Source organism: Mycobacterium sp. IDUB_36 (assembly GCF_055419225.1).
Window position 1 is genome coordinate 1,274,945 of sequence record NZ_JBVAXH010000001.1, and the last position, 21,970, is coordinate 1,296,914.

The window sequence follows — 21,970 nt, forward strand, 5'->3', positions numbered from 1 at the left end:
GCCGTGATGATCCCTGATGACACGCTCCCCGTCGAACCCTGGCAGATCCGCGAACCCAAACTGAACCTCGACGTGTTGGCCCAGTCGGAGTCGCTGTTCGCATTGTCCAACGGGCACATCGGAATTCGCGGCAACCTCGACGAGGGAGAGCCGCACGGCGTGCCCGGCACCTACCTCAACTCGTTCTACGAGGTCCGGCCACTGCCATACGCCGAAGCGGGCTACGGATATCCCGAAGCCGGCCAGACCGTCGTCGACGTCACCAACGGAAAGATCCTGCGCCTGCTGGTCGACGACGAGCCGTTCGACGTTCGCTACGGCAAGCTGCTCAGCCACGAACGGATCCTCGACTTGCGAGCCGGGACGCTGACCCGTGATGCGCACTGGCAGTCCCCGGTCGGCAAGCAGGTCAGGGTGACCTCGACGCGGCTGGTGTCGTTGTCCCAGCGCAGCGTGGTGGCCATCGAGTACATCGTCGAAGCGGTCGACCAATTCGTCCGCGTCACAGTGCAATCCGAGCTGGTCGCCAACGAGGAACAGCCCGTGACGTCCGGCGACCCGCGCGTTGCGGCCATCCTCGACAGCCCGCTGGAGGCCGTCCAGCACGAGGACACCGAGTGTGGCGCGCTCCTGATGCACCGGACCCGCGCCAGCGCGTTGATGATGGCCGCGGCGATGGACCACGAGATCGAAGTCGAAGGTCGTTACGAGGTCAGCAACGACGCCAGCGGCGATCTCGCCCGCACCACCGTGATCTGCGGGCTTCGTCCCGGCCAGACGCTGCGCATCGTGAAATACCTGGCGTACGGCTGGTCGAGCCAGCGGTCCCGTCCCGCATTGCGCGACCAGGCCTCCGCCGCGTTGCACAGCGCGCGATACAGCGGCTGGCAGGGCCTGGTGGACGCCCAGCGCAAAATCCTCGACGACTACTGGGACGGCGCCGATGTCGAGGTGGAGGGCGATCCGATCTGTCAGCAGTCGGTCCGGTTCGGGCTCTTCCACCTGCTGCAGGCCAGTGCGCGGGCCGAGGGTCGCGGCATCGCCAGCAAGGGGCTGACCGGCACCGGCTACGACGGGCACGTGTTCTGGGACACCGACGGGTTCGTCCTTCCGGTGCTCACCTACACGCTGCCGCACGCGGCCGCCGACGCATTGCGTTGGCGCGCTTCGACATTGGATCTGGCGAAAGAACGAGCCGCGCAGCTGGACCTCAAAGGTGCCGCCTATCCGTGGCGCACGATTCGGGGCCAGGAATGCTCGGCGTACTGGCCGGCTGGCACCGCGGCGTGGCACATCAACGCCGACATCGCGATGGCTTTCGAGCGCTATCGCATTGTCACCGGCGATGATTCGCTCGAACTGGAATGCGGGCTGGAGGTACTCGTCGAGACGGCCCGGTTGTGGAACTCGCTCGGCCACCACGACCGTCACGGCGTCTGGCACCTCGACGGAGTGACCGGTCCGGACGAATACACCGCGATCGTCCGGGACAACGTGTTCACCAACATGATGGCGGCGCACAACCTTCGGGTTGCGGCCGACGCGTGCGCCCGGCATTCCGAAGTCGCCCACGAAATGGGCGTGTCCAGCGACGAGACCGCGGCATGGCGCGCTGCCGCCGACGCCGCGCATATTCCGTTCGACGAAGAGCTCGGGGTGCACCCGCAGTCCGAGGGCTTCACCACCTATGCCGAGTGGGATTTCGAGAACAGGAACAAGTACCCGCTGTTGCTGCACGAGCCCTACGCGTTGCTCTACTCGTCGCAGGTGGTCAAGCAAACCGACCTGGTGCTCGCGATGTACTGGCAGAGCCACAAATTCAGCGACGAGCAGAAGGCGCGCAACGTCGACTACTACGAGCGCCGCACGGTGCGCGACTCGTCGCTGTCCGCCTGTACCCAGGCGGTGATGTGCGCCAACGTCGGGCATGTGGATCTGGCGCACGACTACACCTACGAGGCGGCGCTGGTCGACCTTCGCGATCTGCACAACAACACCAAGGACGGCCTGCACATGGCGTCGCTGGCCGGCTCGTGGACCGCACTGGTCGCCGGCTTCGGTGGCCTGCGCGACGACGAAGGCGTCCTGTCACTCAACCCGTATCTACCCGACGCCATTTCGCGTTTGCGTTTTCGGTTGCGCTGGCGCGACTTTCGGGTGACTGTCGACGTCGAGCACGAGAAGGTCACCTACACCCTTCGCGACGGACCCAAAGACAAAGAGTTGACCATCCTGCACGCCGGCGAGGAGCTGGAACTCAGCACCACCGAACCGACGACCGTCACACTGACCAAGCGCGAGCCGTTGCTGCCCACACCGCAGCAGCCGTCGGGACGCGCCCCGATGCACCGCAACGCGTACCGATCGGTCAACCAGCCGAACTGACCGAGCCTGGACTCGTGCGGGTCACCTCTGCATCTGCATCGCTGCGTTCTGCATCGTCGGTGCCGGAGTTTCTGCGGCCCTCCTCAGCATCGCTGCGCTCTGCATCGTCGGTGCCGGAATATCTGCGGCCCTCCTCAGCATCGCTGCGCTCTGCATCGTCGGTGCCGGGCGTCTCCTCCTGGGCGACCTCGCTGATCGACTCGATCGGCAGCCAGCGCAGCGCTCCCGGCGCGGACTCCGGAACCACCGGGTGGTCCGGCGCGATCGGGTCGAGCCGGCGATAGCTCTCACCCTGCTTGGGACGGAGGTCGTCCTCGCCCTTGTTCGGCCACAGCGACGCGGCCCGCTCGGCCTGCGCGGTGATCGACAGCGACGGGTTGACGCCGAGGTTGGCCGATATCGCCGCGCCGTCGACCACGAACAGCGTCGGGTATTCCCAGACGCGGTGGTAGGGGTCGATGACGCCGGCCTCGCGGCTGTCGCCGATCGCGGCGCCCCCCAGGTAGTGCGCGGTCAGCGGAATGTTGAACAGCTCGCCCCAGGTCCCGCCCGCAACGCCGTCGATCTTCTCGGCGATGCGACGGGTGGCCTCGTTGCCGACCGGGATCCAGCTCGGGTTCGGCACACCGTGGCCCTGCTTGCTCACGACACGGCGGCGACCCAACTTCGTGCGCTTGGTGTACGTGGTAATCGAGTTGTCGAGATTCTGCATCACCAGCGCGATCATCGTGCGCTCGCTCCAGCGCCGCGGGTTGAGTAGCCGCAGGGTGCCCCGAGGGTCGCCCCCGGCGTTGGTGAGCAGCTGCTTCCAGCGGGGTTCGCCGGTGCCGTCCGGGAGCTGACCGTCGGTCATCAGCGTCTGCAGTAAACCCATTGCGTTGGAGCCCTTGCCATACCGGCACGGCTCGATGTGGGTGTCCGACGACGGGTGGATGGACGAGGTGATCGCCACCCCGTGGGTCAGGTTCAGATCGTCGCGGACTTTCAACCGGCCCGCGCCGACGATGGACTCCGAGTTGGTCCGGGTCAGCTCCCCGAGTCGACCGGAAAGCTCCGGCAGGTTGCCCTTGTCACGCATCTTGAACAGCAGCTGCTGCGATCCCCAGGTCCCCGCGGCCAACACCAGGTGCTTGGCGGTGAAGGTGCGCTTCTTGCGACGCAGTGCGCGGCCGGTCCGTGCGGTGTGCACCTCCCAGATGCCGTCGTCGCGCTGCTCGAAATTCGTCACCGTCGTCATCGGAATCACGTCTGCGCCATTGGATTCCGCCAGGCCGAGATAATTCTTCAGCAGCGTGTTCTTGGCACCGAAGCGACAACCGGTCATACAGCTACCGCATTCCAGGCAGCCGGTGCGCTCCGGACCGGCGCCGCCGAAGTACGGATCGGGCACGGTCTTGCCCGGCGTCTTGGTGCCGTCGGGACCGAAGAACACCCCGACCGGGGTGGGCACGAAGGTGTCACCGCAACCCATGTCGTCGGCGACCTCTTTGAGGATGCGGTCGGCGTCGGTGAAGGTCGGGTTGGTGACCACCCCGAGCATCCGCTTCGCCTGCTCGTAGTGCGGCATCAACTCCGCGCGCCAGTCGGTGATGTGTGACCACTGCTTGTCTTTAAAGAACGGGTCCGAGGGCACGTACAAGGTGTTGGCGTAGTTCAGCGAACCACCGCCGACGCCCGCGCCGGCCAGGATCATCACGTTGCGCAGCAAATGAATGCGCTGGATGCCGTACATGCCGAATTTGGGTGCCCACAGGAATTTGCGGAGGTTCCAGGAGGTCTTGGCCATGTCCTCGTCGGCGAAGCGCCGGCCGGCCTCGAGCACACCGACCCGGTAACCCTTCTCAGTCAACCGCAGCGCGGTGACACTGCCCCCAAAACCCGAGCCAATGATCAAGACGTCGTAGTCAGGTTCCACATCGTCCAGTATGGACTTACTCGCCGGTAATGATCCAGCGAACCAGGTCAGCAGCTAGTTGCCGACCGTCAGGCCGACCTTTTGAAACTCTTTGAGGTCGCAGTAGCCCGACTTGGCCATCGACCGGCGCAGCCCGCCGACCAGGTTCAGCGAACCGAACGGATCGTCCGACGGACCGTTGAGCACATGGCTCAGCGGCAGCCGTTCGCCGACCGCGACCTGCAGCAGGGCGCCGCGCGGCAACGACGGATGGGCGGCCGCCGACGGCCAGTACCACCCTTCGCCCTGAGCTTCGGCGGCTTCGGCGAGCGGAGTGCCCAGCACAACGGCGTCGGCACCGCACGCGATGGCCTTGGCGAGGTCTCCGGAGGTGTGAATGTCGCCGTCGGCGAGCACGTGGACGTAGCGGCCGCCGGTCTCGTCGAGGTATTCACGACGGGCAGCGGCGGCGTCGGCGATCGCGGTGGCCATCGGCACGCTGATACCGAGGACCTCGTCGCTGGTGGTCACCCCGCTGGTCGAGCCGTAGCCGACGATGACGCCCGCCGCACCTGTGCGCATCAGGTGCAGTGCGCTGCGATGGTCGATGACGCCACCGGCAACCACCGGGACGTCCAGCTCGGAGATGAAGGTCTTGAGGTTCAGTGGCTCGCCGTGGCTGTCGACCCGCTCGGCGGAGACGATGGTGCCCTGGATGACCAGCAGGTCGATGCCGGCTGCCACCAGCGCCGGGGTCAGCGCCTGGGCATTCTGCGGGCTCACCCGGACCGCGGTGGTGACCCCCGCCTCCCGGACGCGGGCCACGGCGGTGCTGAGCAGGTCGAGGTCCAGCGGCGCGGCGTGCAACTGCTGGAGCAGCCGGATCGCCGCTGACGGCTCGGGCTCCTTGGCGGCCGCTTCGATGACTTGGGCGACCTTGGCCCCGACGTCCGCGTGCCGGCCGATCAGTCCTTCGCCGTTGAGCACTCCCAGACCGCCGAGCCGACCGAGTTCGATGGCGAACTCCGGCGACACCAACGCATCGGTCGGGTGCGCCACGATCGGTATCTCGAACCGGTAGGCGTCGAGCTGCCACGCGGTCGTGGCGTCCTGCGACGAGCGGGTGCGTCGCGACGGGACGATATTGATGTCGCTGAGTTCGTAAGTGCGCCGGGCGGTTCGGCCCATGCCGATTTCAACCATGTCACGCATGAAGGGTCCTTCGATCAATCACCGAGCGTAGTAGTTGGGCGCTTCGGCGGTCATCGTGATGTCGTGCGGATGGCTTTCTTTCAAACCCGCCGCGGTGATGCGGACGAACTGCGCCCGCTGCAATGCCTCGATGGTCTCGGCGCCCGTGTAGCCCATCGCGGCACGCAGGCCGCCGGTGAGTTGGTGGATCACCGACGACAGCGGGCCGCGGAACGGCACCCGTCCTTCGATGCCCTCGGGCACCAGCTTGTCCTCGGACAGCGCGTCGTCCTGGAAGTAGCGGTCCTTGGAGTACGACTTGGCCTCGCCGCGGCCCTGCATGGCCCCGAGCGAACCCATCCCGCGGTAGCTCTTGTACTGCTTGCCGTTGACGAAGATCAGGTCGCCGGGCGCTTCGCCGGTGCCGGCCAGCAGCGATCCCAGCATCGCGGTGGACGCGCCCGCCGCCAGCGCCTTGGCGATGTCACCGGAGTACTGCAGTCCCCCGTCCGCGATCACCGGGACGCCGGCCGGGCCGCAGACCGCGACCGCCTCGAGGATCGCGGTGATCTGCGGCGCGCCGACACCGGCGACCACGCGGGTGGTGCAGATCGAACCGGGCCCGACGCCGACCTTGACCGCATCGGCACCGGCCTCGACAAGCGCGGCGGCGCCCGAGCGGGTCGCGACGTTGCCGCCGACGATCTCGACCCGGTCGCCGACTTCGCCCTTGAGCTGACGGACCATGTCGAGCACCAGGCGGTTGTGGGCGTGCGCGGTGTCGACCACCAGGATGTCGGCGCCCGCGTCGGCGAGCGTCATCGCCCGCACCCACGCGTCGTCGCCGACCCCGACGGCCGCGGCCACCAGCAGCCGACCGTCGCTGTCCTTGGTGGCGTAGGGATGCTGTTCGGTTTTGACGAAGTCCTTGACGGTGATCAGCCCAGTCAGCCGGCCGTGCCCGTCGACGATCGGCAGTTTCTCGATCTTGTGTCGGCGCAGCAGGCCCAGCGCCGCATCCGCGCTGACGCCCTCCTGTGCGGTGATCAGCGGGGCCTTGGTCATCACCTCGGCGACGGGCTTGGACTGGTCGACCTCGAAGCGCATGTCGCGGTTGGTGATGATGCCGACCAGCTGGCCCACATCGTCGATGACCGGCAGCCCGGAGATCCGGAACCGGGCGCACATCGCGTCCACCTCGGCCAGGGTGTGGTCCGGCTTGCAGGTGACCGGGTCGGTCACCATGCCGGCCTCGGACCGCTTCACGGTTTCGACCTGCCCGGCCTGCTCGGAGATCGGCAGGTTGCGGTGCAGGACGCCGAGCCCGCCGGCCCGCGCCATCGCGATCGCCATCCGGGATTCGGTGACGGTGTCCATCGCGGAGCTGACCAACGGCACCCTCAGCCGGATGTTCTTGGTGAGCTGGCTCGAGGTGTCGGCGGTGGCCGGCACGACGTCGGACGCAGCGGGCAGCAGCAGGACGTCGTCGAAGGTCAGCCCCAGCATCGCGATTTTCTGCGGATCGTCGCCACCGGTCGGCACCGAATCTTCCCCGAAACCGCCGACTCGCGGGTAGGAGGCGACGATCAGGTCGCTGCTGTCTTCGAGACGGGACAAGCCAGATGACATAGCCGGGGCCCTCCCAGTGCGAGCGCGGAGTGAAACCGCCATCCTATCGGCAGTCTCCCCAGCGACGACGACGCACGCCGCCGTGCGGCGCGAGGAGGAGTCGGGTGATTCAACCCGCTCGACGACGACGCGCGCCGCTTCTCCAGGCCGCGACATGGCAGCTGGGCTGCGAGGTAGCGCTGGCGTGATGCCCGCCGGGCTGCGTAATGTGGACCCGTGCGCGACTACCTTCCGCCCGGGCTGCCGCCTGATCCATTTGCCGACGACCCGACCGATCCGTCGGCGGCGTTGGATGCGGTCGAACCCGGCCAGCCACTGGATCCCCAGGAGCGCATGGCAGTCGAGGCCGACCTGGCGGATCTCGCGGTGTACGAAGCGTTGTTGGCGCACAAAGGAATCCGCGGCTTGGTCGTCTGTTGCGACGAATGTCAGCAGGACCACTATCACGACTGGGACATGCTGCGCGCCAATCTGCTGCAGCTACTCGTCGACGGCACCGTGCGCCCACACGAGCCCGCCTACGACCCTGAGCCAGACTCTTACGTGACCTGGGATTACTGCCGGGGATACGCCGACGCCTCCCTCAACGAGGCGACGTCGGACACCGAGGGGTTCCACGGCCGCCGCTAGCCGCCGTGCTCGCCCGGCCGGTTTCTACGGCCGCCGCCATGTTCCACCCCATCGCTCGACGCGCAGCGCGCAGTCGTCGCGGATCACGCGCATTTCGGTGGCCCTGTCATCGGTGGCCGCGAGGTCCCCGAGCAGGCAGGCAAGCGCCCATTGCAGCGGAACAAGCCCCAGGCGACCGGTGAGTTCCAGCGCCGCGCCGCCGACGTCCCTGGCCCGGTCCAGGTTGCCGGCGCTGCACAACGCTGCGGCCAGCACCACCTGACTCTTCGCCGCGTGCCGCGCGGCGCCCTCGAGGGTGGCTGCAGCCAGCTCGACCGCTGACTCCGCGTGCCGGACCGCGGCCTCACCCGCACCGCCGACCATCGCCAACTCCGCGGCGATCCAGGCCCGCCGCACCGCCGCCCGGGGTGGAGCCCGGTTGACGAACTCATCCGCCCGCTCCAGCAGGGCCGCGGCGGCGGCCAGCCGCCCGACACCCAACGCGTCCGCCGCCAGCCCGGTCAACGCGTCGGCGGCCGGCTCGGGATCGTCGCCCGCCAGCGCCAACCCGCGACCGTCCCAGCCGCGGGCCAGGCCGTGCCAGCCCAGCTGCCGCAGAAACGACGCCTGCGCGCTGTGCGCGAGCGAGACCAGCCGGGCCGAGGGCGCTGACCGGGTCAGCGCGGCCAGGTCGGCGTGGGCGGAGCCGTAGCGGCCCTGCCCCGCGGCGGCCACCGCGCGCAACCAGCGCTGCTGTGGTGAACTCGCTGGGGGTAGCGGCCACGCCCCTGGAGTGTCGCCGAATGCGGCCGCGGCCAGTTCCGGTCCGTTGGACGCGCCTTGAGAGAGATGTATCACGGTCCCGTACTCGTTAAGAATTCATGGTTTCTGCGTTACACCGGTATTAAATGCACCGAGGATGGAATTTGGTGTGCATCCCCTGCGATTCGGCTGCGAGCTGCGACATTTCGGGCCTGCATGCCGTCAACATGCAGTGCTCGCCTCCTACCAGATTTTGAGACGTATGAACGCGGGGTAAATTGCCAAGCCGCGCTTGGTCATTCGGCACGTTACCGCGTGTTGACTGCAATTCCCTAGCGCCCCTACGTTTATGGCGACGAGTAGTCACCGATGACCCGCTCGACCTGATCATGGGCGCGTAGAGAGGGACTTCAATGCCGCAACCAGAGCAACTACCAGGGCCCAACGCAGACATTTGGGATTGGCAACTTCAAGGCCTTTGCCGCGGCGTGGATTCGTCAGTGTTCTTCCACCCCGACGGTGAGCGTGGCCGGGCCCGCCTGCAGCGCGAGCGCCGAGCCAAGGAAATGTGCCGCAGCTGCCCGGTGATGGCACAGTGCCGTACCCATGCCCTCGACGTGGGCGAGCCGTACGGAATCTGGGGCGGCCTTTCCGAGACCGAACGCGAACTGCTGCTCAAGCGCGACATCGGCAGGACACGCAGCATCCGCCGCAGCGCCTGACGTCGGCCACGATCCAGGGCGGCACGCCCTGGTGAGAGCCGAACCGGTCAGCGCCGGCCGGGACAGGGACGGGTCGATTTACAGGATCGACCCGTCCTTTTTGTACTGCTCGATCTTGTCCCAGTCGACCCCGGCGTCGAGCAGGATCTCCTCGGTGTGCTGGCCGTGCTCGGGGGCTCCGGTGGGTTGCACGTGATGCCCGTCGAACTGCACCGGGTTGGTCGGCAGGATGTAGGGCTTGCCGTTCATCGCCGTCACCTCGGGGATGTAGCCGTTGGCGATGACGGCGGGATCTTCATGCAGCTCGCCCGACTTCTGCAGCACCGCCCAGGCACCCGTCAGCGGCTTGAGAATGTCGCGCCACTGGTCGAGCGTCTTGGAGGCGAATTCGGCGTCCATGATGTCGATCAGGTCACCGCGATTCATGAAACGCGAGTGGCCGTCGGCGAAGCGCTCGTCGGTGATCAGGTCGGTGCGTCCGATGACGGTCATGAACTCCGGGTAGAACTTGTCGCCCTGCAACATCATCAGCGTGATGAAGCGGTCGTCCTTGGTCTTGTAGTTGCCGACCAGCGGGTTGGGCATGTCGCGGTGGGTGAACGTCGGGATCGGATCGCCGCCGTACAGCATCGAGGCGGTCACCTGCGGGGTCATCGCCCACGCCGCGAGGCCGAGCAACGAGACGTCCACAATCGAGGTCTCGCCGGTCGCCTTGCGTTTGAACAGCGCGGCGGCGATCCCGCCGGCGATGGTCAGCCCGCCCATCAGGTCACCGAATGCCGGGGTCTGCATCACCGGCTCGGGAAGCTCGCGGGTCAGCGCATCGGCGATTCCGCCGCGTGACCAGAAGGAGACACCGTCATAACCGGGTCGGTCGGCGTCGGGACCCTCGGGTCCGTAACCGGATCCGCGGACGTAGATGATGTCGGGGTTCGCGGTGCGGATCTGTTCGATCTCGATGCCGAAATGCTTGCGGCGACTCGGCAGATAGCTGGTGAGGAACACGTCGCTGCTCTTGGCCAGCTCGTGGACGACCTCCTGGCCGCCCGGGGTGGTCAGGTCGATACCGATGGATTTCTTTCCGCGGTTGGGCATCTCGATCATGTAGTTGACCGCGGTCGGGCCACCCGGGATGAGGCCCATGGTGACCAGACCACGCTGCGGGTCGCCACCTTCCCGCGGCTCGACCTTGATCACGTCGGCGCCCCACTCGGCCAGCACCGCACCGGCGGCCGGGACGAATGTCCACGCCGCGACTTCCAGCACGCGGATACCGCTCAGCGGTTTGGCGTCAGTCATAACGAATCCTTCTCTCTCGCAGTCGTTGTCACTGGTCGTTGGTGATGAGTCCGAAACGGCGGTATGCCGCACGAATGTCGGCACGCGCCTGCTCGGGCAGTCTCGCCTGGGGCGGACGGGATTCGGGATACGACCCGATCGGTAAGCCGACCACCGACGCCGCGTACTTGAACGCGCCACCCCAGTGGGTGAAGTAGTCCGGCCGCCCGGGGTATCGGGTGAACCACCCTCGCATGTCGAGCTCGAACTGGTCGAGCCCCGACTCCCGGGCGAAGTCCATTGCCTCGACCAGTTTGTCGTTCCAGACCAGATCCCAATATTGAGACAGCGCAGGCTTTCCCACCGTCTCGAACAGGTAGCCGGTGGTGCCGAGCTGCCCCGGGCCGACGATGCCCGATCGCAGCCAGCCGGCCCGGTACACCGTGGTGTCGCATTCCCAGATCACCAGATCGGGGGCGAGCTCATGCAGCATGCGACTCTGGTGCGGCCGGAAAGAACCCTCTTTGGTGGCGCACACCGCGGGAATCTTGTCCACGATCTGGGCGCTCTCCTGCGCGGAGAGAACATAGCCAGAGCTCGGCGAGTTGAACATTCCGAGCGCGATGTCCGTGCGATCGGCGATGTAAGAGAAAAAGCCCAAAACCCCTTCCCCGCCGTGCAATTCCATCATCGGAGTCTGAATGTAGACGATGTCGGCGCCGGCGTCCTGGGCGTGCCGGGTCAGCTCGAGGCAGTCCTTGGCCGACATCGCGGCGGTGCAAGCTTGGATCACCACCTCCGGGTTGATGCCACGAGCTTCCTCGATGGCGATCTCCAGCAGCTGTTTTCGCTCGGCGATGGTCAACGACCAGAACTCGGCGACACCACTGGTCACCCAGAGCATCGGGTGGGACAACGTGCCCACGCAGTGCCGGACCAGTGTGCGATAGGCATCCCAGTCGATGTCGTCACCGTCGCGGCCACTGAACGGCGTGTAGAGCGAGTCACCGATACCGTGCAGCGAAGTTCGCGCCCATTGACGAGCATCCTTGGCGTTGGCCATCTTTGACTCCCTGAATCAGCTGACGATCTCGAAGATCGCCGCCGCCGACGTCACTGCTTTGTCGCCGTTGCCCTCGTCGTGCAGCAACATGCGCACGCCGACCTTGCCGGATCCACTCACGTGCGCTGTGCCGTCGACCCGAAACGGGCCCACCTTGCCCCGCGACATGAACATCACATGCCAGCTCACCACCTGCAGCTTGCGAGTGCCGACCGCACCCGCGGCCAGATCGATCGCGGCGGTTTCCAGAAGCACGTGCTGCGGCCCGATGTGCAGCGCGGCATCCGGCGACGCCAGCTCGGCGCTGAGCGCGGGTAGCTGCCACCTGCCGTCGGAACGCTGGGACGCGCCGAAGGCCTTCCAGAGCGGCGGCAGGTCGGGGGTATCCTCGATCACCAACTCGGTGCCTGAAACATCCATCTTGCCAAGACCTTCGGGTGGAATGCCGATGATTGCACCCTGACCCTCGTTGAACGCGATGACGCGGTCGGGGTTGTCGGCGTCGACGATCTTGCATCGCCCGTAGCCCATCATCCGGCCTTGGTGCACGTTGCCCGAGTCGACGATCTCGACCCGCTTCACGTCGTATCCCGGATCGACGATCTGCACCGAGGCGATCACCGGGTTCGGCACGGCGACCATGTCGGTCTGGCAGCCCTCCGGAGACGCTATGGCCAACGGCGCCACCATGATTCCGCCGGCTTCGTTGCGCATGTCGCGCCGGATGACGACGGTGTCGTCGGTGTCGCCGATGTTCATCGACGAGTGGCTGCGCCCGATGTAGCGGTAGCTCAGCAGTCCCGTCCAGCGCCGGTGCAGCTCGTCCCGGTAGGCCTCGGCGTCGTCGAGGAATTCCCGGATGTCGCGTAGCGGCTCGGTCACTCGCGTCGTCCCTCCTGAGCGCAAAGTTGAGCGGACGCTCGGTTAGGACTTTACGGCTGCCCTCGTCAATGTAAAGGCGGTATCGCCGATCTACTGCGGATCGAACAGCACCGGGACCGAGGTCGGCGACCGGAATACCTGCCCGCGAACGTGCGGATCATCGGCCTCGGGATCGAGCCGCAGGTTGGGTAGCCGGTCCAGCAGCAGGTTGATCGCGGTACGCATCTCCAACCTGGCCAGGTGCATGCCGAGGCAGACATGGACACCGTGCCCCCAGCCCAGGTTGGCCCTGGCCTCACGGTGGATGTTGAAGGTGTTGGGATCGGTGTACCGGTCCTCTTGCCGGTTCGCCGAACCCAGCATCGGCATCACCGTGCACCCGGCGGGGATCTTCACACCACCGAGCTCGGTGTCCTTGGTCGTCACCCGGGTGATGGTCAGCAGCGGAGGCTCCCAGCGCACGCCTTCTTCGATGGCCTGCGGAATCAGCGAGCGATCCGTCCGGATCGCGTCCAATTGCCCGGGGTCTTGCAACAAACCGAGCAGCAGGCTGCCCAGCGACCGATAGGTGGTCTCCACCCCGGCGGGCAACAGCAACCGGAGGAACGAGAAGATCTCCTCGTCGGTGAGCTTCTCGCCGTCGATCTCGGCGGCACCGAGCGCACTGATCAGATCCTCTTTGGGCTCGGCCCGGCGCGCCTCCAGGATCGGCGCGAAGTATTCGCACAGCGCGGCCGAGGCCGCCAGCCCGCGCTCGGGGTTCATCAGCCAACTCAGTAGTGAGATCGACCAGCGCTGGAACTGCGGGTAGTCCTGCTCGGGCAGCCCCAGCAAGCCCGCGATGATCTGACTGGGGTAGTCGAAGGTGAATTCCTTGACCAGGTCCGCTTTGCCGTTGGCCGCGAAGTTGTCGATCAGGCTGTTGGCCACCCGGCCGACCAGCTCGTCCTGCCACTTCGCCAAAGCCTTCTGCGAGAACGCTTTCGACACCAGGGAACGTAACCGTCCGTGCCGGGGCTCGTCCATGCCGAGCATCACGCCGTCACCCAGCACCGGCCCGAACGCCGCGATGACGGCCGCCGAGGAGAACGTCTCGTTGTCGCGCAGCATCTGCTGGACGTCCTCGTGGCGGTACACGATGAACATCGGCAGCGACTCCTCGTGCGGCAACGCACCCGAGGTGTCGAGTCGCTGCACCGGCTCTTCGCGGCGCAGTCGCGCGAGCTCGGTGTAGGGGTCGCGAACGTCCCCGGAGATCGCGTCGTCGAACGCGCCGAAGTCCTCGAGGTCGTCGAAAAGCTGTTCCATTACTACTCACTCCTCAATTTCCGCTGCGCTTGGCGGCTAATGCCACCAAACGCTGCATCACCGGTGCCGGAACGACCTTGGTCGCCAACACCATCGCTTTCTGGGCTGTTGTCAATGGCCACGCGCCGTTGCGCATCGATCCTTGTTTGGGTATGCCGAGTACCACCCGCGACATGTGATGCATGCCGATCGCCGGCAGAATCCGGCTGGCGGTCAACAACATCGCCGCATCGGGTCCCACCCCGCGGCGACGAAACGACGTGGTGTCGGCCAGCGCTTTGACCACTCCGTCGGTGAACTTGTCCGGTCGCCGCGCCATCCGCATGGCGGCCCGACCGCGGCTGTTCATCGTGTTGTGCAGTCGGGCGTAGGGGCCGCCGAAGTCCCGATCGTCGATGGTGCCGGCATCGGTGATGATCTCGGTGTCGTAGGTGCCGGCCACCAGCACGGTGACGCCCAACCCGAACGGTGCGATCTCGACGGCCATCGACTCGCCCCAGCGCTCCAACGCACCTTTGGCCGCCGAGTACGGCGCGGTGGCCGGCTGACCGCGCACCCCGGCGGCGCTGGACACCAGCACGATCCGGCCCTCGCCGGCCGCCCGCATCGACGGCAGCAGTGCCTGGGTGAGCGCGACCGGGCCGAGGACGCTGGTGGCGAACAGCTTCTGCCACAACGCGATATCTGTCTCCTCGACCATTCCGGCGGCGGAGATACCGGCGTTGTGCACCACCGCGAACGGCGCGCCCACCGCCTCACCGATCGTCTTGGCCGCGGCCGCGACCGAGGCCTGATCGATCAGGTCGAGCTGCACACCGATCAGGCGGTCGTCTTCCGCCGCCGCGCCGGTCGCCTCACGTAGCGATGCCATTCCGGTGTCCGGTGTGCGCATCGCCGCGACCACGCGCCACCCCTCGCGATACAGGCGCGCGGCGGTGGCGAGCCCGAGACCACGGGAGGCGCCGGTGACGACGACGCTGCGCGGCTCAGCCATTCTTGCTCGCGCAGGCGCCGACGCCGGGCGGTGGTGCATCGACGTGCGGGCGACCGTTGGGCTCACCGCTCGCCCACGTCGACCAGATGCCCACCGAGTACGGACCTTTCGCCCCGGCCTTCTCGTAAAAGCCTTGAGGGTCATACACTTTGGCCTCCGGATACGGCCACGGGCAGGCCACCGAGGTGGCCGAGTGGGTGACCTTGATGACCCAGAACCAGCCACCGTAGGCGAAGTAGGAGACGTTGATGATCGCGAACATCACCAGGAACGTGCCCAGCACCGGTCGAGTCGGGAACAACTTCGCCTTGGCCGCAAGCTTTTCCGCGACCGACTTGCCGGTGTCGTCGCGGTAGCACAGGATCGCGGCCGGCACCATCACGAAGCACACCGAGAACGACTCCCAGATCAGCGGGAACTGGAAGGTGGTGCCGGTGAACACCGAGCCCCACGGAATCACCTGCGAGTAGATGTACATGCCCCAGTGAATGAGGATGTTCTCCAGGCACGCATCGAAGACGAACCCGATCGCCAGCGTCAGCAGACCGAGGCTGATCAGCGGGTGCCGCGACACGTAACTCGCGGGTCCGTGTTTGGCCTGCAGCTTGCGCAGGATCCAGACCGCCGGGAAGTAGGGGCCGAAGTAGAACATCACGTAGCCGAAGACGACGAACGGCTCGACGGTCGGCGAGATCGACACCAGCGGAAAGTATTCCGGCCAGTGCACCAGATCGGGGTTGTACACCGCGAAGGGCGACCAGTTCATGATCGGGTCCTGCCACACGATCAACGTGGTGCACAGGAACATCAGCATCGCCGGGCTACCCGGGTTGCGCCGCCAACCCCGGATGAACACGACCAGCAGCAACAGCAGTGCCACCACCGTGGCGCCGTCCAGGAAGTCGATGTAGTCCAGCCCGAAGCTGAACTTCACCGGACGCGGGCGACCTTGCACATTGGGGTTGGCAACGCGCGGGTCAAGGGCCACACGGCAATTCACGATGAAGAACAGCGCGAAAGCGGCCAGCGCGGCGCCGGCGATCCAGCCACCCCAACTGCGCTTCGGCGCAGCCGGCCGGGTGCCCGTGGCCGGCGGTGTGGATTGGTCGGTACTCATTTCTTGCTCACCCTTCTTCGCCGAAGCGGTCAACGAGGTGCGAGTTGACGCCGTCGGCGTCCAGCGTGCGAGCCACCAGATAGCCGGCGCCCATCCAGGCACGGCGGGTCCATTTACCGAACGACACCCGAGTCCCGGGGGCGCCGGACGCAGCCGGCATCATCTTGACCCGCTCCAGCGCCTCTTTGACGCCGCGCGGGCTGAGCGGGTGGGCGTCGGTGAATGCCCGCACGAGGGTGGCGGCAACGTCGCGATTGACGACGGTTACGCAGAATTCGGGGCGACTGCCGCTGTACTTGGTCGCGTAGCTGTCGAGGAAGTCCTGCCCGATTCGATTCGCCTCGTCGTACTGGTCGACACCGGTCCAGCCCATGAACGCGTTCCACATGATCGGGTTGACCCACGCGTTCTGCCATGCGGTGGTGGTGAAGCGCGGCGGGTCCCAGCCGATGGCCTCCAGCGCGGGGTTGATGAAGACGACGCCGAATCCGAATCCCAGGTGGACGATCGCCTCGGCCTTGGCTTGGTGCAGCGTGCTGACCGCCTCGTTGATGTCCTGAGCCGTCTGGGCTATGGACGTCTCCGCGACGATCCGAATCCCTTTGCGCCGACACGCACTTCGCAGATTCTCCAGGTAGCTCTCGCCGATCAGGCTCTGCTCGACCAGAACACCGATCTCGGTAAGGCCGCGTTTGGCAACAAGGTCCGCGATGAAGATCGGCTCGTCGGTCATCGATCCCTGCGGAAAGGCGAACGTCCACTCGCCCAGCCAGTCGTCGGTGCCGGTCACGCTGATCGCGGGCACCTTGAACCGTTCCTCGATGGCTTCGCGCAACGGCACGCAGTTATCGGTGATGTTGGGGCCGAAGACCACCAGGCAGCCCTCGTCGACCAGCTCGCCGTAGGCGTCGATCACCGCTTTGACCGAACCCTTGGGCAGGCCCTCGACCTCGCGATAGATCATCTGGACGGGACGGTCCATCAGACCCTGCTGCAGGGCCTCCTCGAATATCAGGTCGAAGGTCTGAGTGAAGGAGGCGAACAGCTCCTCGGGAAAACCCGGCGGGAGCTTGAAGTCCATCAAATAGCCGACCTTGATCGGCTCAGCAGTGCTCTCGTAGGACATAGAACCTCCACTGGGCCGGTTCACCGCCTGTGGTCGCCCGGCCTCGGCAAACCTAATATTTGTTCAGACCCTAGCGTCGCCGCCGAGGTGCGTCAATCTCCGGATGCGACAGACTCGCTGAGGTAGACGCCGATCATTTCCTTGAGGCTGCGGGTGACCGCTGCGTCGTCGGTGAGCGGGCCGGCAATCGCCGCCTCAGCGGCGGCGTGCATCGGTAAACCCTCGGCGACCAGTCGGCCGGCGGCGATCAGCACCCGGGTGGAGGCCACCTCGCGCAGGCCGCCGGTTTCCAGGCGACGGATCGCCTGCCCGAAACGCACCAGCTCCGCGGCGGTGGCGGAATCCACCCCCGCCTCGTAAGCGACGATGCCTTCCTCGATTTCGCGTGCCGGAAAGCCGAATTCGATGGCGACCATCCGTTGACGTGTCGAGTCCTTGAGGTCCTTCAGCACGCTCTGGTAGCCGGGGTTGTACGACACCACCAGACCGAATCCCGGTGCCGCGTCCAGCGTCACCCCGAGCCGCTCTATCGGCAGCTGACGGCGGTAATCCGCCAGCGGGTGCAGCACCACGGTGGTGTCCTGACGCGCCTCCACCACCTCGTCGAGGTAGCAGATCGCACCCTCACGCACCGCGCGGGTCAGCGGGCCGTCCACCCACTCGGTCTCGCCGCCACGCAACAGATAACGGCCGACCAGGTCGGCGGTGGTGAGGTCGTCATGGCAGGCCACCGTGATCAGTGGCCGCTGCAGGTCGTGGGCCATCGCCTCGACGAACCGGGTCTTGCCGCACCCGGTCGGACCTTTTAAAACAATCGACAGGCCCTGGCGGTAGGCCGCCTTGAACACGGCCTCCTCGTTGCCGACCGCGGTGTAGAAGGGTCGCGTCGCATCCGCCGCGGACGATGCACCGTTCTGGTGCGCAAGCGCGGACTCGTTGGCCATCACTACCCTTCCGCCAGCCGCTGCATTGCGGTCCCTGGAGCCTAAACGGAACAGATGTTAGTTTCAACAGAGCTCGAGGCCCGCCCGGGCGTCACGACACCCGCCGCTTCACTTCTGCCGAGCGGATCGCCGAACGAAACAGCGGCCCAACGACACTCGTCAGCTCATCGGGTCGGGCGATGCCGGCGTGCGCGGTGCTGCCGAACACCCGGCGCAGCGACTCCACATCGGTGCCCGCGCCGACAGTCAGGCACACGCAGCCGGTGCCGCGCCGGCGGGCCTCGGTCAGTGCACGGCGGGCGTCCGCGGCACCGTAAGCGCGTTCATAGCCGTGGTCGTAGGCCAGTCCGTCGGACAACACCACCAGCAGTCGGCGTGACGTGCCGCCGCGCGCCTCCAGGACGGCCGAACCGTGTCGCACCGCAGCGCCGAGTCGCGAATAAGCGCCCGGTTCCAGGCTGTTCAACCGCCGCAGGACGTGGCTGTCGAGAGCGTCGTCGAATCGCTTGACCGGCACCATCGTCACGGCACCCCGGCCCTGCGAGTAGTAGGCGTACAGGGCGACCCGGTCGCCCAGATCGTGCAATGCGACGGCGAGGTTCGCCACGACGGTCCGCTGCTGTTGATGCACGGTCCGTCCCAGCGTGCCGGCCTCGGCCGTCGAACCCGAGATGTCCAGCAGCAGTAGCACCGACAAGTCCCGTCGGCGCCGCAGGCTGTCGAGATACACCGATTCGTCGGGCACGGAACCGGCCATCGCCTCGACACGGGCCTCGACCACCGCGTCGATGTCGATGTCGTCACCCTGCGCCTGTCGGTGCCGGCGATGCAGACCCATGCCGAGCCTGGCCAGCGGGCGCCGCAAGCCGATCGCATCGTCGATCGCCGCGCTCGCTGATACCTTTGTCGCACAATCGGTTTCGAGCACGGTGCACCAGTCGGCCCGGTAGCTCCAACGATGCAGGTCCCACTCCGGATACTTCACGCCGCGGCTGCTCAGGTCGGCCGCGTGATCGATGACGTCCTCGCTCACCGACGATGCCAGCGATGAGACGGCCAACGCGCCGCGAACCGAGGCGTTGGTGCGATGAGTGGGGTTGTCGGCACCGGGCGGGCCGCCGCCGCTGCCGGTCTTGCGTGCCGAGGACAACATCTTCTTCAACCACTTGCCGATGAACCCACCGCCGCCCACCGGGCTGGTGAACAGGTCGGGGTCATCGGTGTCGTCGACTTCACCGTCGTCGAGCTCGTCCAGCTCCCGGCTCTTCACGCTGCGCGGGACATGCGCGGCCTGTTCGCCTTCCGCCTGCTTGGCGGCGCGCGACGACGCGGCGATCAGCTTTCTCACCCGGATGACACCGAATTCCGGCGGTGGGTCGTCGACCGCTTCGCGTCCAGACGCCAGGGTGAGCGACGCGGCAGGACAATCACTGCGACTGGCTGTGTCCAGGTCGCCCAGCGATGCCAGTGCCCGCGGCAGCACATCGGCGTTGGCGATCAGAGCGCGATGCCCCTCAACGGCCAAATAGCGCCTGGCCGAACGGGAATGACCGGTCAGCGAGCGCACGACAGCGGGTTCGAAACTGTTCGCGGCGATCATCGAGGCCTGCACGGCGACCGCCGCGAGGTTCGTCCGAGCGGGCAGCGACGGGTCGACGAAGATCGTCTGCCCATCCGTCCACGGCGGCTCGCCCGGGCGCTGCGCGTCGATTGCCACCGCACGGCCTGCAAACGCGGAGGCCAGCATGCCGAGGGTGCGCAGCCGATCGGCTTCGGCGCCGTCGAGCGGGGTCACCTCGATGACGCTATCCCCCCGGGCCGTTGGGCCACTTCAGGAGCGAACCGGCGTCGACGCGGATCTGTTGACCGGTGATGTACCGACTGTCGTCGCTGGCCAGGAACACGCCGAGATTGGCACTGTCCTCGGGTTCGATGTACGGGATCGGCATCGCTTGAAAGATGGTGAACAGCGGCTCGGCGTCCTCGCGGGTTGCCTGCTTGCCCTGCTGGGTGAGGTCGGGCCGGAACATGCTGTACATGCCGTCGTTCTGCAGCAGCTGGGTGTTGCAGTTGGTCGGGTGGATGGCGTTGACGCGAATCATGCGGGGCGCCAGGTGCATACACATCTCTTCGATGTACTCCATCACGACTCGCTTGCTCCAGCCGTAGCCCGCACCGCCGGGTCCCATGTTCGGGTTGTCGGTGGTGCCGCGAATCATGCCGGCGGTCGATCCGGTGACGATGATCGACGCCCCGTCGGGCAGATGGGGCACGGTGACGGCGACGGTGTTCATCACGCCGAGGAGGTCGACGTCCGAGGCGTCGACGAACGACATCGCGTCGTGCGGGCGGCCCATCGCCATCGGCAGGATCCCTGCGTTGGCTACGACGATGTCGATACGTCCGAGATCGGCGAGGCCGGCCTCGACCGCCTCGCGGAGTTCATTGCGCTCACGCACATCGGCGATCCGCGCGACGACGCGACGGCCCAATTCCTTGACTGAGCGCTCGGTTTCGGCGAGATCGTCCGGAGTTGCGAGCGGATAGGGATTGGAGGGGATGTCGCGGCAGATGTCCGTCGCGATGATGTCGGCGCCCTCCCGGGCCATCGCGATGGCGTGGGCGCGGCCCTGCCCCCGGGCCGCCCCGGTGATGAAAGCGACCTTCCCCTCTAGCTTTCCGGGCATCCGTGCTCCGTCCTCGACGATCGTTGAGCGCGGGCCCAGTCCCCGTGCTCGAATTCACCGAACCTAGCCAGCGTTACGGATCGCGTCAACTCTGTAAGGACAAATGTTTGGTTATTGTGCGGGCGGCCGACCGACCGCTCGTTCCCGTCGTCAGACCGGGATCACAGCGATTCAGCTGCTCGGGGTGCTGATACCGGTGCTTTCGTCGCGCGGGCTAGGCCGGAGCGACGGGCAAACCCGAACATATATTTGGTTGAACGGCGTGCCGGGAGGCCGCGTCGATAAGATCCGTCAATGCAGATGCTGCTGATCAAACTCGGGCTGATCCTGTTTGTGATCGGCCTGTTGACCGGGTTCGCCGTTCAGGCGCTGAAGAATCCACGGATGGGTTTGACCAGTCATCTCGAGGGAGTGCTGAACGGCATGTTCCTGGTGCTGCTCGGCCTGCTGTGGCCACACGTCCACCTGCCGCATGCGTGGAGTGTCACCGCGGTCGCGCTGATCGTGTATTCCACCTACGCGAACTGGCTGGCGACACTGCTCGCCGCGGTGTGGGGCGCCGGCCACAGGTACGCACCGATCGCCGCGGGTGACCATGAAACCTCGGCGCTCAAGGAGCGGATCTTCGGCTCGCTGTTGATTTCGCTGTCGGTCGCGATCGTCCTCGGCGTCGTCATCGTGATCGTCGGGCTCTGAGGACTAAACGCCGCTACGGCCGAAGGAGAACCGCATGACTGCACCTGACACGCCTGCCGCAGCGCCCGCAGGAACCGTGACCGTAACAGAGAGCGGCACAGGGACTTACACGCAGCAGATCACCGCGGGGCGACACCGGCTCGTTGCCGACGAGCCGCAGCCTGTCGGAGACGATGAGGGGCCGAATCCGTACGATCTGTTGCTCGCCGCGCTCGGGTCATGTACCTCGATGACAGTGCGGATGTACGCCGACCGCAAGGGATGGCAGCTTGATCGGGTTCAGGTGACGTTGCAGCACAGTCGGATTCACGCGCGGGATTGCGCCGACTGCGAAACCAAATCCGGCTGGGTCTCCCACATCGATCGCGACATCGAGTTGACCGGAGACCTCGACGATGTGCAGCGGCAGCAGTTGCTGCATATTGCAGAACGCTGCCCCGTCCATCAGACACTGAAATCCGAGGTCGACATCGCAACGTCCTTGCGCTGAGCGAGGTGACAGACTGCCCGCCCGATCCCAAGCGCTATGTGGATCCGACTTACGGGCACATCTTCAGCGGTGGATCGATGCGGACGATCCGCCGGTCGTCCCGCTGACGGAGGCGTTCGCCTGGCCAACTGACGAAGCGCTCAGATGCTAGCGTGACCAACGACGGCCAGTACGTCCGGGCCAACGCCCCGAG

General features: G+C 66.4%; 18 protein-coding genes and 1 pseudogene. 5 read left to right on the forward strand and 14 right to left on the reverse strand.

Translation table 11 applies throughout. The annotated features are described in order from the left end of the window. Positions 1 to 6 precede the first annotated feature (6 nt). Complete coding sequence (locus ACZYW1_RS06250; RefSeq protein ID WP_463784160.1) at positions 7 to 2,385, forward strand: glycoside hydrolase family 65 protein; 2,379 nt, start codon at positions 7 to 9, stop codon at positions 2,383 to 2,385. 190 nt (positions 2,386 to 2,575) lie between these two features. Here ACZYW1_RS06250 and ACZYW1_RS06255 read toward each other — a convergent pair. The 3 genes and pseudogenes from ACZYW1_RS06255 to guaB all read right to left on the reverse strand — a co-directional run. Further along, a pseudogene (locus ACZYW1_RS06255) lies at positions 2,576 to 4,300 on the reverse strand (FAD-dependent oxidoreductase); the annotation flags it as partial. A gap of 54 nt (positions 4,301 to 4,354) precedes the next feature. Then, entirely contained in the window at positions 4,355 to 5,482 is a 1,128-nt protein-coding gene (locus ACZYW1_RS06260) for a GuaB3 family IMP dehydrogenase-related protein (RefSeq protein ID WP_463787713.1), read from the reverse strand. A gap of 27 nt (positions 5,483 to 5,509) precedes the next feature. Beyond that, positions 5,510 to 7,099 (reverse strand): IMP dehydrogenase, encoded by a 1,590-nt coding sequence (guaB, locus tag ACZYW1_RS06265; RefSeq protein ID WP_463784161.1) that lies wholly within the window; start codon positions 7,097 to 7,099, stop codon positions 5,510 to 5,512. A 216-nt stretch (positions 7,100 to 7,315) separates the two neighbouring features. Between guaB and ACZYW1_RS06270 the strand changes: the two genes are divergently transcribed. After that, positions 7,316 to 7,729: a DUF5319 domain-containing protein gene (locus ACZYW1_RS06270; RefSeq protein WP_463784163.1), complete on the forward strand. Its 414-nt coding sequence runs from the start codon at positions 7,316 to 7,318 to the stop codon at positions 7,727 to 7,729. A 24-nt stretch (positions 7,730 to 7,753) separates the two neighbouring features. On the opposite strand, the gene ACZYW1_RS06275 is transcribed toward ACZYW1_RS06270, so the two are convergent. Then, positions 7,754 to 8,566, reverse strand: a complete 813-nt coding sequence (locus ACZYW1_RS06275; protein ID WP_463784164.1) for a hypothetical protein — start codon at positions 8,564 to 8,566, stop codon at positions 7,754 to 7,756. A 317-nt stretch (positions 8,567 to 8,883) separates the two neighbouring features. On the opposite strand from ACZYW1_RS06275, the gene ACZYW1_RS06280 reads away from it, so the two are divergent. Further along, positions 8,884 to 9,192, forward strand: coding sequence for a WhiB family transcriptional regulator (locus ACZYW1_RS06280; RefSeq protein WP_463784165.1), 309 nt, complete (start codon positions 8,884 to 8,886; stop codon positions 9,190 to 9,192). 78 nt (positions 9,193 to 9,270) lie between these two features. Here the strand turns inward: ACZYW1_RS06280 and ACZYW1_RS06285 are convergent, their stop codons facing one another. The 10 genes from ACZYW1_RS06285 to ACZYW1_RS06330 form a co-directional block, all read right to left on the reverse strand. Then, positions 9,271 to 10,491, reverse strand: a complete 1,221-nt coding sequence (locus ACZYW1_RS06285; RefSeq protein ID WP_463784166.1) for a CaiB/BaiF CoA transferase family protein — start codon at positions 10,489 to 10,491, stop codon at positions 9,271 to 9,273. 28 nt (positions 10,492 to 10,519) lie between these two features. Next, positions 10,520 to 11,533, reverse strand: coding sequence for a dihydrodipicolinate synthase family protein (locus tag ACZYW1_RS06290; RefSeq protein ID WP_463784167.1), 1,014 nt, complete (start codon positions 11,531 to 11,533; stop codon positions 10,520 to 10,522). 15 nt (positions 11,534 to 11,548) lie between these two features. Then, a complete protein-coding gene (locus ACZYW1_RS06295) occupies positions 11,549 to 12,415 on the reverse strand; it encodes a hypothetical protein (RefSeq protein WP_463784168.1) in 867 nt (288 codons plus the stop codon). Positions 12,416 to 12,505: 90 nt separating this feature from the next. After that, positions 12,506 to 13,723, reverse strand: coding sequence for a cytochrome P450 (locus ACZYW1_RS06300; RefSeq protein WP_463784169.1), 1,218 nt, complete (start codon positions 13,721 to 13,723; stop codon positions 12,506 to 12,508). A 13-nt stretch (positions 13,724 to 13,736) separates the two neighbouring features. Further along, positions 13,737 to 14,717 carry an SDR family oxidoreductase gene (locus tag ACZYW1_RS06305; RefSeq protein WP_463784171.1) on the reverse strand — a complete coding sequence of 327 codons (981 nt, stop codon included), beginning with the start codon at positions 14,715 to 14,717 and terminating at the stop codon, positions 13,737 to 13,739. Then, on the reverse strand, positions 14,710 to 15,834 hold the full coding sequence (locus ACZYW1_RS06310; protein WP_463784172.1) for a spirocyclase AveC family protein: 1,125 nt from the start codon (positions 15,832 to 15,834) through the stop codon (positions 14,710 to 14,712). The genes ACZYW1_RS06305 and ACZYW1_RS06310 overlap by 8 nt, the downstream gene beginning before the upstream one ends. Before the next feature lie 7 nt (positions 15,835 to 15,841). After that, positions 15,842 to 16,960 (reverse strand): ABC transporter substrate-binding protein, encoded by a 1,119-nt coding sequence (locus ACZYW1_RS06315; protein WP_463784173.1) that lies wholly within the window; start codon positions 16,958 to 16,960, stop codon positions 15,842 to 15,844. Between the two features lie 92 nt (positions 16,961 to 17,052). Further along, positions 17,053 to 17,904, reverse strand: a complete 852-nt coding sequence (locus ACZYW1_RS06320; protein WP_463784176.1) for an AAA family ATPase — start codon at positions 17,902 to 17,904, stop codon at positions 17,053 to 17,055. Between the two features lie 91 nt (positions 17,905 to 17,995). Then, positions 17,996 to 19,651, reverse strand: coding sequence for a nitric oxide reductase activation protein NorD (locus ACZYW1_RS06325; protein ID WP_463787714.1), 1,656 nt, complete (start codon positions 19,649 to 19,651; stop codon positions 17,996 to 17,998). A gap of 58 nt (positions 19,652 to 19,709) precedes the next feature. Continuing rightward, positions 19,710 to 20,591, reverse strand: a complete 882-nt coding sequence (locus ACZYW1_RS06330) for a mycofactocin-coupled SDR family oxidoreductase (protein WP_463784177.1) — start codon at positions 20,589 to 20,591, stop codon at positions 19,710 to 19,712. Positions 20,592 to 20,885: 294 nt separating this feature from the next. Between ACZYW1_RS06330 and ACZYW1_RS06335 the strand changes: the two genes are divergently transcribed. Then, complete coding sequence (locus ACZYW1_RS06335; RefSeq protein WP_463784179.1) at positions 20,886 to 21,287, forward strand: hydrogenase; 402 nt, start codon at positions 20,886 to 20,888, stop codon at positions 21,285 to 21,287. Between the two features lie 34 nt (positions 21,288 to 21,321). Beyond that, positions 21,322 to 21,777, forward strand: a complete 456-nt coding sequence (locus tag ACZYW1_RS06340) for an OsmC family protein (protein ID WP_463784181.1) — start codon at positions 21,322 to 21,324, stop codon at positions 21,775 to 21,777. Positions 21,778 to 21,970: the final 193 nt, after the last annotated feature.

Coding starts and splice junctions, on each gene's coding strand:
- ACZYW1_RS06290 (WP_463784167.1), bottom strand. CDS start 11,533: ATGGCCAACGCCAAGGATGCTCGTCAATGGGCGCGAACTTCGCTGCAC.
- ACZYW1_RS06315 (WP_463784173.1), bottom strand. CDS start 16,960: ATGTCCTACGAGAGCACTGCTGAGCCGATCAAGGTCGGCTATTTGATG.
- ACZYW1_RS06310 (WP_463784172.1), bottom strand. CDS start 15,834: ATGAGTACCGACCAATCCACACCGCCGGCCACGGGCACCCGGCCGGCT.
- ACZYW1_RS06300 (WP_463784169.1), bottom strand. CDS start 13,723: ATGGAACAGCTTTTCGACGACCTCGAGGACTTCGGCGCGTTCGACGAC.
- ACZYW1_RS06320 (WP_463784176.1), bottom strand. CDS start 17,904: ATGGCCAACGAGTCCGCGCTTGCGCACCAGAACGGTGCATCGTCCGCG.
- ACZYW1_RS06325 (WP_463787714.1), bottom strand. CDS start 19,651: ATGCTGGCCTCCGCGTTTGCAGGCCGTGCGGTGGCAATCGACGCGCAG.
- ACZYW1_RS06330 (WP_463784177.1), bottom strand. CDS start 20,591: ATGCCCGGAAAGCTAGAGGGGAAGGTCGCTTTCATCACCGGGGCGGCC.
- ACZYW1_RS06285 (WP_463784166.1), bottom strand. CDS start 10,491: ATGACTGACGCCAAACCGCTGAGCGGTATCCGCGTGCTGGAAGTCGCG.
- ACZYW1_RS06340 (WP_463784181.1), top strand. CDS start 21,322: ATGACTGCACCTGACACGCCTGCCGCAGCGCCCGCAGGAACCGTGACC.
- ACZYW1_RS06335 (WP_463784179.1), top strand. CDS start 20,886: ATGCAGATGCTGCTGATCAAACTCGGGCTGATCCTGTTTGTGATCGGC.
- ACZYW1_RS06250 (WP_463784160.1), top strand. CDS start 7: ATGATCCCTGATGACACGCTCCCCGTCGAACCCTGGCAGATCCGCGAA.
- guaB (WP_463784161.1), bottom strand. CDS start 7,099: ATGTCATCTGGCTTGTCCCGTCTCGAAGACAGCAGCGACCTGATCGTC.
- ACZYW1_RS06260 (WP_463787713.1), bottom strand. CDS start 5,482: ATGGTTGAAATCGGCATGGGCCGAACCGCCCGGCGCACTTACGAACTC.
- ACZYW1_RS06280 (WP_463784165.1), top strand. CDS start 8,884: ATGCCGCAACCAGAGCAACTACCAGGGCCCAACGCAGACATTTGGGAT.
- ACZYW1_RS06305 (WP_463784171.1), bottom strand. CDS start 14,717: ATGGCTGAGCCGCGCAGCGTCGTCGTCACCGGCGCCTCCCGTGGTCTC.